Genomic DNA, 14,290 nt, shown 5'->3' with positions numbered 1-14,290 from the left:
TACCGCCTAACCTTCCGCTTTCGTTCAATTTATACACTATCGAACGGTAGCGCTACCCGCGACGGAAAAGGCGTGAGAAGAAACCGCGTCCGGAGCTATGGCCCGGCAGAACCAGGCGCTCGACCCGGCCAAGGCGCTCGGAGAGCCGCATGACGGCGCGTTCGATCGGTGCGGTGGAGAAAGAGGCTTCCTGGGTCCCGGGCAACGCGGCCGGTCGTGCATTCAGCTGACCGACTTCGGCGGTCAGAGTCTCGATCTTGCTCAACAAGGGCTCAAAGCGCGCGAGGGTTCTGTCCTCCGCCGCGTCAACCTTGGATCGGAGTTCCCGCAACTGTGACTCGAGCGTTTCCACCCGTTTGACCAGCGCCGCGCCTTCCGCCTCGGACATTCCGGGCGCTGCGGGCGTTGCCGCAGGCGCCGGAACCGGGTGCTGCATCTGCGGGACGGGCGGCGGATATCCGGAATTGGCCGGCATCGGCGGCTGAACCGGGGCCGACGCGGCCACATGCTGGGCACCGCGGAACTGCCAAGGATAGCCGGCAGAGGCCGTGGCCACCATGCCCCGATCGATCGCCTCTTCGGCGACGCTCCATTGGCCCCGCCCGAAGGCGAAACGCGGATCGACCCGACCGCTGCGATGCCGCTCGCGCGGTCCGTCGGCATCCCGTTCGACCGGAGAAGGTATATGCTCGCGAGCGGGCTCGGACTCCGCGACCGCCTGCTTTTCCTCGGCAGGTTTGTCGCTCGCCGCGTGGCGGATCTGTTCGCTCAGCCAGACGCCGATCGGCATGCCCGCCTTGCGCGCCGCGATCTTGGCCGCTTCGCGGTCTTCGGCAGAGATACCTTTCACACTCCACGGAGATTTGCCTGACACCCGACAACCCGCCTTTGGCTTGTTTCAAGGGTCGCGCCACCGTGACGGCGGCCGATCCGCTGAAAAGTACCAAAGGTTACCCGGTAGCGCAAGGGTTTCTGCGACTTTGAGGGGATATGGCGCACCCGATATGACCGGGTAGAAAGCGGTGTCAAGTAGTGCGAAGTGCCAGTTTACCAGCCGTCGAGACGACGCTGCTCCGGTATCTGTGCCGCGGGTTCCGGATTTTCGGACGTCACCTCTTCGAGCCGGGTCAGACGGCGGGCCATCCGCTCGATAATGTCCTGCAGCGGTCCGACGACATGGGCGACCTGTTCCTCGGCCGCATAGATCCGTTCGCGCACGGCGGCGCGCAGCGCCTCTTCATCATCCGGGCTGGCGACGATCGGTCCGCCGCTTACGCGCCCGGCCGGACGCGGTTCCGCCGAAGCATCCGGCTCCGGGCCGACATCGCGGATCGCACGGCTCACCCATTCGCCGATCGTTATGCCCTGCTGCGCGGCCGCCTTCTTCGCGATCTCGCGCGCCTCGGGCGACACGCCTTTCAGGCTCCAGGGCAGCACCGATTTGGCCATGTCCGTCTTCAACCTCGAAAAGCCAAAGGATCTGAGGAGTCTAACCGCTCGTCCCGCGGATGTTAAGGGTGCGGTGTCGAAGCGGTTGCAAGCAATCCGCTTTCTGACTATGTTCCCGCGCGATTGGGGCGTAGCCAAGCGGTAAGGCAGCGGTTTTTGGTACCGCCATGCGCAGGTTCGAATCCTGCCGCCCCAGCCACTCAGTCTTCCCGGATTTCATAGATCTCGACAGAACCGTCGGTTCCCTCGACGGACTGCTCGCCGATTGCCGAAAGACCCGGCAGATCCGGCGCTGCTGCGGCCAGCTCCCGGGTCGCGCCGTCGCAAAGGGCCCGAACGCCAAGCGCCTTCGTATGCTTCTCCAGCTTCGCCGCCCGGTTCACCGCGTCGCCGATCACCGTGTATTCCAGCCGCTCGGCATCGCCGACAGCGCCGAAAACGACGCGCCCGCTGGCCGCCGCCATGCAGATCCTGAGCGCGCCCGGCGCCAGGAGCTCCGCGTCCGGTGTCCAGTCCCGGGTCGCAGCGAGCAGGGCCCGGATCGCCCGGAGCGCGTTCGCCGCATGCGCCGAGTCCGGCTCCGCCGCGCCGAAGGTCGCCAGCACCCCGTCGCCGAGAAACTTGTCGATGCTGCCGCGATGACGCCGCAGCGCCGGGCCGACCAGGGCCTGATACTCGGCCAGGATCCGCAGCACCTGTTTCGGCTCCAGACGTGCGCTCAGCGCCGTGAACCCACGGATATCGACATAGAGGATGGTCGCCTCGCGGTGCTCCCCGCTACCGGCCGACAGTTCGGCCTCCGCATGCGTGATCTTGCGCGCCACCTCTGGCGCGAAGAAGCGCGAGAGATCTCGTGCCGCAGTGCCTTCCGCAACGGCACGCACAAGCAGGCGGCGACCGCGGTGAATCGCCACCGCTAGGATCGCGGTGACCATCAGGATGGAGATCACCTTGTCAAATTCCGCGCCGATCAGGACTGCGTTGGACGTCAGATAGTCGACATAGTCGCGCGTGATCATCGGGTCGGTCGGATCAACCACCATCGCATAGGCGACCAGTGCCAGCCAGCCGAGTGCCGAGCCGATACCGGCGAGGAGGACATAGCCGACCTCCAGACGGAAAGAGCGGAGAGCGATGAAAATGAACACATAGAGGATTGTCGGCGCCTTCAGATAAAACGAGGCCGGCTGCTCGTACTGCAGGTGAAAGCTCCAGATCGTCACCATCAGCAACACGATGTCGCCGATCACCGATAGAGCAAGGAACCATGGCGGCAGAAGCCGCCGGTAGGACAGGACAAGGCGCAGGATCGTAAAGGCGAAATAGGCGCTCAGAACCCAGGGGATCGGCTCGAACCGGGCCGTTTCAGCGAAGGTCTTCGGAGACAGCGTGTAGAGCACCGACCAGATCGAGACCACGGTCAGCTGGACCCAGCCGATCAGGATCTCGTTCTGCGCTTCCTGCTCACGGATCGCCGCCTCGACACGGCTCGGCAGGCGTCCGGTGTCCTGTTTCGTCTTTCCGGTGCTCTCCGCCATCTCCGCCTTGCCTAGAGCTTCTCGAGCCAGAGGCTGGTCTCCAGAGCTCCGTCGGGGAGCGGCAGCCAGCCAAGATCCGGCACCTCTGGCGTCCCGAGCAGACGGGTCCGGGCGAAATGGCTCGAGAAGAGAGGCGCAAAGCCCTTGCCCGCGAGCAGCGCGGCGACCAGCAGCTGCTCGTTATATGTGCGCCACGCCCAGGCCTCGGGATAGGGGTCAGGCAACACTATGTCGTGAATATGCACCAAGAGGCCTGCCGGCAGCGTCGGAAGCAGGTGATTGAGGACCAGATCCACATCCGATCCCGGCAGCGCCAGGTGGCTGGAATCGAGAAACAGGATGTCGCCCGATCCGAGCCGTGGCAGGTCTCCCGGCTCCACCTGCTGGATCGTCCGGTTCAGGAAGCGGACCCCGGTGCCGGTGAGATCCGCGCGGGGCACCGGATCGACACAGGTGATCTCGGTGGCGAGGCCGCCATCGCGGACCGCGCGGGCGAGAAATCGCGTGCTGTGCCCCGATCCGATCTCCAGGATCCGCGCCGGACGGCGTTCGCGGACCATCACATAGGCCGCCGCGGCATCGAGTGCCGGAAACCAGTCCTGGCGCCAGCGCGGCTCCGGAGGCGGTGCGTCCCCGATCGCCAGAAGCGCCTCCCGGTAGCTCCCGATCGTATGCAACACGCCGGTGAATGCCGGTAGCGCCTCGCCGGCGAAGCGCTCCTCTATCCACGCATAACGACTACCTTCGCTCGGCACCTCCGCCGCATAGCGGTAGGGCATGAAGTAACCCATTGGTTTTATGCCGAGAATGGTGCTGAGGCCCAAGCGTATCCGGCGCCAGGTATGCCCCAGTGACGGGTGATTGGTTCGGGTCATATCAGGGTGTAACTGTCAGGCCTTCATGGGCTGCGACCGTGCCCGGACGACGCTCTTCGGCCTGCCGCACGATTTCGTCCATGACCTCGTCGGTGTGGCTCGGATCATGATGGAACAGAACCAGCTTGCCCACCCCTGCCGCATCCGCGAGCCGGATACCTTCCTGCCAGGTCGAATGGCCCCAGCCGACGAATTTCGGGAATTCCTCGTCGGTGTAACAAGCGTCGTAGATCATCACGTCCGCGCCCTCGATCAGTTCGAGGATATTCCGGTCGGGCTCGCCCGGTTTGTGTTCGGTGTCGGTCACGTAGCAGATCGACTTTCCGCCATAGTCGAAGCGGTAGCCGATTGCGCCCTGGGGATGGTTCAGCATCGTGGTGCGCACCGAAATGTCCGGACCGAAGTCGAGGACATCGCCCGGAGCGAAATTCCTGAAGGCCAGCTCCGACTGGAAAACCTCAAGCGGCACGGGAAAGAGCGGCGACGACATCAGCCGGGCGAGGACGTCGCGCATGTCCTTGCCTCCGGAGAGGTGGCCGGACCAGATCCTGAACACATTGCCTTTCTTGAAGGCGGAGGTGAAGAAGGGCAGGCCGCCGATATGGTCGAGATGGGAATGTGTGAAGAGCATGTCCGCATCCACCGCCCCCATCTTGTCGAGCTCGAGCCCGAGATTTCGCAACCCGGTGCCGGCGTCGAGAATGAAAAGCCGGCCGCCGCAGCGCACTTCCAGACAGGCCGTGTTGCCGCCGTAGCGCACGAAGTCCGGCCCTGGGCAGGCGAGGCTTCCGCGCGCGCCCCAGATCCGGACAAAAAACTCGGCTCCCGGCGACAAGTTCGATCCCCCCACCCAATTTCGGGTTAAATTGCCGGTTCAATCGGTGCCGCAAGTCTGCATGACCCACGCCGACGTGAAAAGATCAAATCGGGACAAGCGCCTAATTGGGCTCAGGGGACCAGCCGGTAGCCGCCGGGATCGGTCACCAGGATCTGCGCGTTCGAGGGATCGATCTCGATCTTCTGGCGCAATCTGTAGACATGGGTCTCCAGCGTATGGGTGGTTACGCCGGCATTGTAGCCCCACACTTCGTTCAGCAGAGTCTCGCGCTTCACCATGCGCCCGCCGGTCCGGTAGAGGTATTTCAGGATGGCGGTTTCCTTTTCCGTCAGACGCACCTTCTTATTTTTGGCCTCGTCGATCAGCAGCTTCGCGCTGGGACGGAAACTGTAGGGGCCGATGGTGAAGACCGCGTCGTCGCTTTGCTCGTGCTGGCGCAGATGCGCCCGCATACGCGCGAGCAGGACGGCGATCTTGAAAGGTTTGGTCACGTAGTCGTTGGCACCGGCATCGAGACCGAGAATGGTATCCGCATCGCCGTCCTGCGCCGTCAGCATCACGACCGGAGACTTCACGCCATGGCGCCGGATCAGCCGGCAGACGTCGCGCCCGTCCATGTCGGGCAGGCCGACATCGAGCAGGATCAAATCGAAATGGGCCGACTTGACGGTCTCCAGCGCTTCCGCTCCGGTCCCCACCGCCTGGACTGCAAATTCCTCATGCAGTTCCAACTGCTCAGCCAGCGTGATCCGAAGCGCTTCGTCGTCTTCGACCAGCAGGACTTTCTTACCGTTCACCATCACCCGACACGATCCGTTACATGAAATGGAGTTCCACACTTAAGAAGAATGGGCTCCGAATACCAGAGTCTTAAACGGGCTCCACGACGACCTCTTTCCAGAAACTGACGAAGTCTCGAAGACGTTCCGCTTTCCTTGTCGGCTGCGGATAGGACCAAGCGGCGTCCTCCACAACACGCTCTCCGACCGTCACATCATAGTAGACCGCCTCCCCGCGCCAAGGACACCGCGTCTGTGTTCCGCTTTGCGTCAGCAGCCCGAAATTGACGGAGTCCGGCGGAAAATAGACGCTTCCCTCGATCGTCATCGTGTCCCGTTCGGCCGCACGCGCGACCTCGATATCGCCGACCCGGGCCACCAGAACCTGATCGAACATACCTTGCGCCCCCTCTCAGAAGGCCGGCGCCAGGATCAGCCGAAGCATCGCCTGGCACAGCGGATGGTGCGGATCTCCGAAGGCCTCAAGCGCGGTAAAATGATCGCGATCAGGCAGATCGACGACCTCGACGGGCTGCCGCTTCGCCCGGAGCGCCTCGGCAAGCTCGTCGCGCTGGCGCAGATATTCCGGCCCCTCGCGGCCGCCGACGGTCAGCAGGTGCGGCGGTAGCTTCAGGCCCGCGGCATCCGCGTCCCGGACCCGTGCGATCGGCGACAGGGCCTCGGCTTCCTGCTCAGAGAGTGACAGCGCGTCGTTCAGATAACAGAGCCGGATCGGCTCCAGATCGTGCAGTCCGCTCACCGAACAGATCCCTTTCAGCACGCCCGGAGGCATGCCGGCCGGACCGCCCATGAAGGCCGAGAGATGGCCGCCGGCCGAGTGTCCCGCGAGATAGAGCCGCGACGGGTTTCCGCCGAAGCCCGACGCGTTCTCTGAAACCCAGCCGATCGCGGCCCGGATATCCTCCGTGATGTCGGAGACCGAAACCTCCGGGCAGAGCCGGTAGCCGACGGACACGAAGGTGATGTCCGCCGCGATGAAGGTCGGCACGAGGAAATGCGCGATCGACTTGTCGCGCATGTGCCAGTAGCCGCCATGAACGAAGATCAGGACAGGCGCATCGCGCTTCCCGGCGGGAAAGATATCGACGCGCTGGCGGGAATGCTCCCCGTAGGCGATGTCGAGATCGGCGGAGAACTGACGGCGGACCTCCGCCCCTTTCGCCTCCCAGGACGCGGAGATTTCGGCGCTGTTCGCTACCTTCTTGCGGTTGTCGTACTCCCGGTCGAGCGCAGCCCGGTCATAGGTTTTGAAAAGCGTCATCGCCGTATCCATCTTTCCGTGGTCGAAAAGAAACACTGCGTTAGGCGGGGCGGCGGTTCAAGGCGCTTGACCTTGGCCTCGAGCGGAAGATGATGCGGCTCATGGAAAACACTCAGTTCAAATCGGGCGGCGGCGCGCCCGCCTCTCCCTCGACCCAGACCTCCGTCGACCGGGCGATCTCGGAACTTCGCCGCGGCGGCCTCGTGCTGGTGCACGGATCGGCCGACGACAGCGTGCTGCTGGTGCTCGCCGCGGAAATGGCCAACCAGGTCGCCCTTGCCGCCATGGTGCGTCTTGCAGGCAGCCTGCCCTCGGTGATCGTGCCGAGGAACCGGGCGCGCGACATCACCGGTAACGAGGCCATCCCGCCCTATTCGAGCATGGCGCTGCCGCGCGGGGTCGACGCGGCACTGGTCCGCCAGATCGCCGATCCGCTTTTCGAACCCGAGAAACTCGGCGCCCTGCGCCGGGCGCTGACCATCGTCCCGGTGCGCGCCGGCCGCCTCGGGCCCGCGGTGGTCCAGCTCGCCAAGTGGGCACGGCTGCTTCCCTCGGTCGTCGTGGCCCGGGTCACCGACGTGAAGGCCGCGGAGGCTGCGCGCTGGGCCCACGCGCAGGGGCTGCTCTCGCTCGGCGTCTCGGACATCGAGGACTATGTCGAGGCAAGTGCGCGCCGGCTCAGCCGCGTCGCCGCCGCGCGCGTGCCGCTAGCCGCCGCGGAAAACGCGCGGATCGTCGCCTTCCGACCCGCCGACGGCGGCGAGGAGCATCTGGCGATCATCATCGGCGAGCCCGATTTCGACGCCCCGGTTCTGGTCCGCCTCCATTCCGAATGCCTGACCGGCGATCTTCTCGGCAGCCTGCGCTGCGATTGCGGTGACCAGCTTCGGGGGGCCCTGAAGGAGATCGGCAACCAGGGTTCTGGGATTCTGCTCTATCTCGCCCAGGAAGGCCGCGATATCGGGCTCATCAACAAACTGCGCGCCTACCAATTGCAGGATCTCGGAAGCGATACCGTCGACGCCAACGAACAGCTCGGCTTCGAGGCAGACGAACGGGTCTATCTCAGCGCCGCCGAGATGCTCCTTCAGCTCGGGGTGCGGTCGGTGCGGCTGATGACCAACAATCCGGAAAAGATTGCCCAGCTCAAGAACTGCAACGTCGATGTCGTGGAGCGGGTCGCCCATATCTTCCCGTCCAATGCCCACAACGAGGGCTACCTGAAGACCAAGGCGGCGCGCACAGGCCATCTTTTCTAGGCGACTCAAGAGGCTGCTCGCGAGGCGGTTTCGACGACATCCAGCTGGTACGGCACTTGCATTCCTGCAGGGCAAAAGGAGCCTTTGCGATGCAAGTCACTCAATCGGCGGCACAACCTGCCTGGTGGTCCCAGTCCTTTCAGTCCGGCGAACGCGACGTGAAGCAGGATGTCCGAGAACGGGCTTCCGTGAGCGCGGAGACCGAAACTGGCGACCAGGGTTGGGGAGAAGACGGGTTCGGGTTCGACGATTTCATCGATATCGTGAACCCGCTGCAGCATCTGCCTTTCATCTCGACGCTCTACCGCGAACTGACCGGCGACAGCATCGCCCCGGCTGCGCGGATGGCTGGCGGAACCCTGTATGGCGGTCCGGCCGGCATGATCGCGAGCGTCGCGAATATCTTCGTCGAGGCCGAAGCGGGCGCCGATATCGGTGGCACAATGGTCGCACAGATAACAGAGCGCGATGCCGCCCCCTCTTCCGTTCCGGGCCTCGATGCCAGCCGCTCGACACGATTGCTCGCGGAAGCATCAACCGATACGGTTCCGCAACAACCTGTCTCCGCCAATCTCGGCAACCTCCCTTCGCCGCAGGCGCTCGCCGCCTATGCCCAGGCAAGCGCCCTCGGCATGCCTGGGCGCTCCAACGGTCCAGTGGACTGGAGCAGCGGCGTGATCACACCGAAACAGGAGTCCGGTCCGTCGCTGCAGAGCGTCACCGGCCGCGGGCTCGACGACCTGATCCGGGAGAGCCAGGCAAAGACGGCGACGCGCAAGCGCGGGCCCTCGCTGCCTTCCCTCACGGAACCCGGCCTGAAGAACAGGTCCGCCACCCCGGTCGAGACCGCGTCCGCCGGACCGATGACCCCGCCCGCGAACCGCGCCGGACTGGCCGATTGGATGATGAAAGCGCTCGACAAGTATGAAACCATGAAGGCTCCGAACCAGCAGGCGGGCTAGCCGCGCTTCGGCTGTTCTGACGGAGGGACTTCTTGGATCTCGTTCTCAAGGCGGGCGCCGCCGGCATCTACCATCTCGACATGAATGGCGAACTGTTACGCTGCGCGATCGGCAAGGGCGGCGTCCGGGCCGACAAACGCGAAGGCGACGGCGCGACGCCGGTCGGACGCTTTCCGCTGCGCCGCATCTTCTACCGCCGCGACCGCCTCGCACCGCCGCCCGGCTGCAGGGCCGCGATCGAAATCACTCCGGATCAGGGCTGGAGCGACGACCCGGCCGATCCCGACAACTACAACCGCCTCGTTGCCCTGCCTTATCAGGCATCGCACGAACGGCTGATGCGCGAGGATGCGGTCTACGACGTGGTTGTGGAACTCGGTTACAACGACGACCCGCCGGTTCCGGGCCGCGGCAGCGCGATCTTCATGCATGTTGCCCGGCCGGATTACTCCGGTACCGAAGGCTGCATCGCGCTCGCCCTGCCGGACCTGCTGAGGGTGCTGGAAGAATGCGGTGGAGACGGCGCGATCGTGGTTCCGCGGGATCTCGCCTAGCCGGTAGGTTTCTGCCGTTCTCCGAAGATCGCCGTGCCGACCCGGACATGGGTGGCACCGAACTCGATCGCTGTCTCGTAGTCGCCGCTCATACCCATGCTCAGCTTCTCGAGGCCGTGGCGACGGGCGATCTCCCGCAAGAGCGCGAAATGCAGCGCCGGCTCCTCGTTCACGGGCGGAATGCACATCAGACCGGTGACATTGAGCCCGTGCTCGCTGCGGCAGGTTGCGATGAAGGCATCCGCCTCCGACGGCAGCACGCCGGCCTTTTGCTCTTCCTCGCCGGTATTCACCTGGATGAAGCATTCGAGACTGCGTCCCTGCTTTTTCATCTCGTCAGCCAGAACGCGGGCGAGTTTCGGGCGGTCGACCGTCTCGATCACGTCGAACAGCGCGACGGCATCGGCTGCCTTGTTGGTCTGCAGCGGCCCGATCAGATGAAGGGCAACGCCGGGATATTTCTGCTTGAGCGCCGGCCATTTGCCCTGCGCTTCCTGGATCCGGTTCTCGCCGAAGACCCGTTGCCCCTCCTCCAGCGCTGCCTCGACCCGCTCGACCGGCTGCACCTTGCCGACGGCAACGAGCGTTACCTCGTCCGCCGCGCGGCCCGCGGCTTCCGCGGCCGCCGCGATTTGAGTGCGGACAGTCCGGAGATTGTCCGCAACGTTCACGTCGGCATCTTTTTCCGCAATGTCCATCGTCTCAGTCCCCATAGCCAAAGCGTTCGATTTCCGCGTGCAGCTCCTCGGCTGCCGCCATTAGTTTAGGCCCATATCGCTGCCAGCGCGCCACGGCATGTCCGTAGAGGGGCTGCGTCACCTGCGCATAGCTCGGCGTCGCGATATAGCCCCGGCTGCGGGCGTGCTCGTGAAAGGCCAGCAAGCGCTCGTCCCAGTCCAGTCCGAGAAAATTCAACACCGGTTCGGTCGAGCTTCTGAGATCGCGGGTCATGTCCTCGTATTTGACCGTGACCACCGACGGATCGAGGGTCTCCATGTAGCGCTCCCAGAGCGAGAAGACTTCACGATAGAAACGGATCGTGTCATCCAGCGAGCAGAACACCGCCATGGAATGGTTGAGGCTGAAATTCTGCATCAGGCAGCTCAGACAGACGTCGCAGGGATGGCGGAGCGCGAGAATGAAGCGCGCGCGCGGAAACAACCGCCTGATGAGGCCCGCATGGACGATGTTCAGCGGCATCTTGTCGACATAGACGGCGCCTTCCGACGGCACCATGAAGCGCGAGCGTTCGGCGAAATAGGCGGATCTGAGATCCGCAAGCTTCTGTTCCGGCAGAGTCTCCAGCGCGCCCGGATAGACCCCTTCCGCCCGCAGCCTGAGCGCCAGATTGGTGATCAGCGGGCGCTCTTCCAACACCTCCACACTCGGATGGGCATCGAGAACCTGATCCAGCAAGGTGGTGCCGGAGCGCGGAAACCCGACGAGAAAGACGGGGTCCGACTCGCCCGGAGCGGAGGCTGCCTCCTGCTTCGCCCAGGCCGGGGCCTTGGTAAATACCGCCGCCAGCTCCGCGACTTCCGAGAAGGCGCGGCCAGGGTCAAGCTGGCCGTCGCGGAACTCCTCGAACTGCACGCGATTGGCGGTCTCGAACCATTCCAGGGCCTCCTCGCATTCTCCCAGCGCATCGAGAGTCTGGGCCAGTTCGAAACCGAGCCTGAACGTATCGGGTCCTTGAGCAATTCCGGTCAGAGCCGGCGCGAGCAACGATTTTGCCTCATCGTGACGTTTCAGCCGCCGGAGCACGCGCCCGCGAAGAGCCGTCAGAAACTGATCGTGCGGCGCGAGGAAGCCGCCGTTCGTCGCGACCCGCAGCGCTTCGTCCAGAGCCGACTGCCGGTCGAGCAGTTCGGCAAGGAGCCTCAGTGATGCGGTTTGCCCCGGGTCCGCTGTCACAGCACGCCTAGCCATCCGGACCGCTCGTGCGAGATCGCCCGTTTCGCGGCAGAACTGCGCCAGCGCGCGAAGCACCCGCGGGTCGCCGGTATCCCGGCGCAGAAGCTCTTCGAAGCGCTCCTTCGCGGCATCGCTCCGGCCCATCGAGAGGTAGATACTGGCAAGGTTGCTGCGGATCTCGATGCCGTCATCCCGCCGCGCGGCCCGTTCGAGCATCTCCGCAGCGCGCGGCAGGTTCCATTGACTGCGATAGATGACCGCCAGATTGTTCAGCACAGCCGGATCGTCGCCCTGCGCCAGTGCCGTTTCGAGCGCGAGTGCCGCCTCGTCGTAGCGCCCGAGCTCCAGCAAGATGCTGCCGTGGAGTTTCTGGACCTGCGGGTTTTCGCGAAGCCGCCCGGCGATCGGCCCCAGCAGCTCGGCGGCGGCAGCGGCGGCGCCCTTGTGGAAACGCACCTGCGCCAGGTTCACGGCGACCTGAAGCTCCGTCGCCGGTGCGAGGCTGCGGGCCTTTTCGAGAAGCTGCTCGGCGCGATCAAAATGACCGCCGGAAGCCTCCAGCATGCCGATCGCGTAGTATGGCCGCCAGTCGCCCCCGGCCTTACGCAAGACGCGCGCATACTTTTCGCGCGCCTCCCTCCAGCGCCCGCCCGAAGCGAGACGCTGGATCGGCCCAAGATCGTAGGAAGCTGCAGCCATTCAAACCCCGATTTCGCCGGATCAGACGCGCGGCGTTCCGGACTTGGAAATATATCCAAGCTCGAGGAGCAGATCATAGTGGCGCTCTGTCAGGCGTTTCACGTGATCCTCGCTCAGCACCTGCCGGTAGCCGCCGACGCCGCCGGCCCGGAAGAACTTCTGCGATTGGTGGACCCGCTCGCGGAAACCGGTCTGCTTTTCCTGGCCGGCAACCACGGAGAAGCTGCTGTTGCGGATCGCGCGCTTCAGCCTTTCGGGATCCTTCGGGACGCCGAGATACCGCATGAAGGCGCCGAACGGTTTGGTCGGATTCTTCGCCATCGCCTCGTATTTCAGGGTCAGCGGATTGAAATTCTCCACCGCGTGCCAGCTCCGGTAATGATCGGTCCAAGTGCCAAGTACCTGGAACACGGCGGCCTTTGTCGTCCGCGTCGTCTGCAGATAGGAGGTCATGGCTTCCACCGCGTCGTCCAGGGAAAGCCGGTAGTGATCGGCATAGGAGACCGTCACGTCATAGACGTTGCGCACGACATAGACGGCGCCGGCCGTATGCTCCAGATGAATGAGCGGCCGGCCTTCATGCATCATCAGCGCGTTGTGCGTCTTCACGATCGCGGTTTCCGGCTGCGATGCCCAGGATTTCTGCAGCGGCTCGCGAAGCGCATGGATATCCGCATCGCTCAGCTGTGCGAGCGACTTGCCGGCGATCTGTTCATAGAGCGGCCCCATCATGTCGCCGAACCGCACGACCCCGAGATCGTTGATCGAAGCCGGCTCCGGGCTGTTCCGGAACAGATTCTCGATGAAGATCCGGAGCCAGGTGTTGCCCGACTTGGGAAAGGAGGCGAGCCAGAGAATGCCGCTCATCGCGCTGTTTCCGACCCCGTCATCCGCGCAACCGCCAGATCACCCCGTGTTTGGCGAGCGCCCCCAGGAGAGCCTCGAACTGCGGAACCCGGTCGGGGAAGGCGGCACGAAGATCCGAAAGCCAGATTTCTTCGGACCCGACGATCTTTTCGACGACCGCGTAATCCTCTTTCGCGATGTCGAGGCTGAAGCCCTCGCCGGTCAGGCTCGCCGCCTGTCCCCTGCGCGCCAGTTTCACCGGGCGGCGGGTCACCATGAAATAAATATCGGGCGTGCGGTCCGGAAGATTGTGGCGCACCACCTTGTCAGCCACTTGCGCCATCAGATAGCCGCGAACGTGATTGTGGAACTCCGGCCGCGCCATATGCTCGGCGACCCTCTTGCCGAGCTCCGTGATGTAGTTGGCCAGATCGTCCCCGTCATCGAAATGTGGGATTCGCTTCCGGAAGAATTCGTCCTGGTGCAGGTAGGGGGTCAGCATGTTCACCGAAGCATGGCCGTCGACATAGGTGGCGCCGAAGGACAGGTGCAGCGATGCGGTATCCGTGGTCATCGCGTCGTGATAGAGCCCGCGCGGTAGATAGAGCACATCCCCCGGCTGCATCACGATCTGCTGCATGACCTCGCCTCTCTGCTGACTATGCTGCTCGCGCGAGAAATCCGTCGGGCGGGCCCGCGGGACGTCGTTCGCTTCATTCACCCGGCCGCGGTAGATGTTCCAGGTCTTCTCGCCCTCGATCTGGATCGCGAAGACGCACATCGTGTCGAAGTGTGAGTTGTAGGCCTGAACGCTGTTCCAGGAGCAATAGGCGTTGCAGGAGGCGTGCGTGCCGGTCAGCCGTTCGATGAAGCGCGTGGCGTCCTGGACCGACGGATGAATCCCCTCGATGAAATCGAGAACCAGGCTGGCGCCCTTGGACATCAGGAAGCGGACGCGCTCGGGATCCGGAACAAGAACGCTGGCTCCCCTACGGTCGCGGCCGGGTTTGCAGTACTGCTCGGAGGGCAGGATATCGCCGTTGACGGCCATTTCCAGGAAGCTTGCGTTCCACAGTTTCGAGCGGTTGATCAGATCGTTCATCTGCTCCCAGCTGAAGAGCGCGTCGATCGGATCGAAAGAGCCTTTTTCGAAGTAATAGGCCTTGTCCCAGTAATCGCTCAAGAACTGGTCGCGGGTGATTTTCTTGAAGAAATTCTCGAACTGCACGCTCTCGCCCCCTCATTCCGATCTGCTTCGGATGTGTATATCAGGGGCAGGGGAAGTTCCAAAGCGC

General features: G+C 64.1%; 15 protein-coding genes and 1 tRNA gene. 4 read left to right on the top strand and 12 right to left on the bottom strand.

Annotated elements, in window-relative coordinates; genetic code table 11:
* Window positions 1-52: 52 nt before the first annotated feature.
* Window positions 53-874: a hypothetical protein gene (locus IG122_RS15260; protein ID WP_193185090.1), complete on the bottom strand. Its 822-nt coding sequence runs from the start codon at window positions 872-874 to the stop codon at window positions 53-55.
* 173 nt (window positions 875-1,047) lie between these two features.
* Complete coding sequence (locus tag IG122_RS15255) at window positions 1,048-1,449, bottom strand: hypothetical protein (RefSeq protein ID WP_193185088.1); 402 nt, start codon at window positions 1,447-1,449, stop codon at window positions 1,048-1,050.
* A 124-nt stretch (window positions 1,450-1,573) separates the two neighbouring features.
* Here IG122_RS15255 and IG122_RS15250 point away from each other — a divergent pair.
* A tRNA-Gln gene (locus IG122_RS15250) sits at window positions 1,574-1,648 on the top strand.
* A gap of 1 nt (window position 1,649) precedes the next feature.
* Here IG122_RS15250 and IG122_RS15245 read toward each other — a convergent pair.
* From IG122_RS15245 to IG122_RS15220, 6 genes are all read right to left on the bottom strand, one after another.
* A complete protein-coding gene (locus IG122_RS15245) occupies window positions 1,650-2,987 on the bottom strand; it encodes an adenylate/guanylate cyclase domain-containing protein (protein ID WP_193185085.1) in 1,338 nt (445 codons plus the stop codon).
* Between the two features lie 11 nt (window positions 2,988-2,998).
* The gene (locus IG122_RS15240; RefSeq protein ID WP_226893590.1) at window positions 2,999-3,778 is read right to left on the bottom strand and encodes a class I SAM-dependent methyltransferase; all 780 of its coding nucleotides are present in this window, start codon (window positions 3,776-3,778) and stop codon (window positions 2,999-3,001) included.
* Between the two features lie 85 nt (window positions 3,779-3,863).
* The gene (locus IG122_RS15235; protein WP_193185079.1) at window positions 3,864-4,697 is read right to left on the bottom strand and encodes an MBL fold metallo-hydrolase; all 834 of its coding nucleotides are present in this window, start codon (window positions 4,695-4,697) and stop codon (window positions 3,864-3,866) included.
* A gap of 113 nt (window positions 4,698-4,810) precedes the next feature.
* Window positions 4,811-5,500, bottom strand: a complete 690-nt coding sequence (locus IG122_RS15230) for a response regulator transcription factor (RefSeq protein WP_193185076.1) — start codon at window positions 5,498-5,500, stop codon at window positions 4,811-4,813.
* Between the two features lie 70 nt (window positions 5,501-5,570).
* The gene (locus IG122_RS15225) at window positions 5,571-5,876 is read right to left on the bottom strand and encodes a DUF427 domain-containing protein (protein WP_193185073.1); all 306 of its coding nucleotides are present in this window, start codon (window positions 5,874-5,876) and stop codon (window positions 5,571-5,573) included.
* Between the two features lie 15 nt (window positions 5,877-5,891).
* Window positions 5,892-6,761, bottom strand: a complete 870-nt coding sequence (locus IG122_RS15220; protein WP_193185070.1) for an alpha/beta hydrolase — start codon at window positions 6,759-6,761, stop codon at window positions 5,892-5,894.
* A 101-nt stretch (window positions 6,762-6,862) separates the two neighbouring features.
* Here IG122_RS15220 and ribA point away from each other — a divergent pair, with 101 nt between their 5' ends.
* The 3 genes from ribA (at window position 6,863) to IG122_RS15205 (ending at window position 9,536) form a co-directional block, all read left to right on the top strand.
* Window positions 6,863-8,020, top strand: coding sequence for a GTP cyclohydrolase II (gene ribA / locus IG122_RS15215; protein WP_193185067.1), 1,158 nt, complete (start codon window positions 6,863-6,865; stop codon window positions 8,018-8,020).
* A gap of 89 nt (window positions 8,021-8,109) precedes the next feature.
* Entirely contained in the window at window positions 8,110-8,982 is an 873-nt protein-coding gene (locus IG122_RS15210; protein ID WP_193185065.1) for a hypothetical protein, read from the top strand.
* 32 nt (window positions 8,983-9,014) lie between these two features.
* Complete coding sequence (locus IG122_RS15205; protein WP_319024900.1) at window positions 9,015-9,536, top strand: L,D-transpeptidase family protein; 522 nt, start codon at window positions 9,015-9,017, stop codon at window positions 9,534-9,536.
* On the opposite strand, the gene IG122_RS15200 is transcribed toward IG122_RS15205, so the two are convergent.
* Genes IG122_RS15200 through IG122_RS15185 form a run of 4 tightly spaced genes read right to left on the bottom strand, consistent with a single transcriptional unit; the run spans window position 9,533 to window position 14,223 of the window.
* Entirely contained in the window at window positions 9,533-10,234 is a 702-nt protein-coding gene (locus IG122_RS15200; RefSeq protein WP_193185062.1) for a YggS family pyridoxal phosphate-dependent enzyme, read from the bottom strand. The two genes, IG122_RS15205 and IG122_RS15200, sit on opposite strands and share 4 nt — an antisense overlap.
* A gap of 4 nt (window positions 10,235-10,238) precedes the next feature.
* The gene (locus IG122_RS15195; protein ID WP_193185060.1) at window positions 10,239-12,149 is read right to left on the bottom strand and encodes a tetratricopeptide repeat-containing sulfotransferase family protein; all 1,911 of its coding nucleotides are present in this window, start codon (window positions 12,147-12,149) and stop codon (window positions 10,239-10,241) included.
* Window positions 12,150-12,170: 21 nt separating this feature from the next.
* On the bottom strand, window positions 12,171-13,016 hold the full coding sequence (locus IG122_RS15190; RefSeq protein ID WP_193185058.1) for a sulfotransferase domain-containing protein: 846 nt from the start codon (window positions 13,014-13,016) through the stop codon (window positions 12,171-12,173).
* Window positions 13,017-13,035: 19 nt separating this feature from the next.
* Window positions 13,036-14,223 (bottom strand): JmjC domain-containing protein, encoded by a 1,188-nt coding sequence (locus tag IG122_RS15185; protein WP_193185056.1) that lies wholly within the window; start codon window positions 14,221-14,223, stop codon window positions 13,036-13,038.
* Window positions 14,224-14,290: the final 67 nt, after the last annotated feature.

It is taken from the genome of Nisaea sediminum (genome assembly GCF_014904705.1).
Lineage (GTDB): Bacteria > Pseudomonadota > Alphaproteobacteria > Thalassobaculales > Thalassobaculaceae > Nisaea > Nisaea sediminum.
Note: the sequence above shows the minus strand (reverse complement) of the source record. Positions and strands in the feature narration are given on the sequence as shown.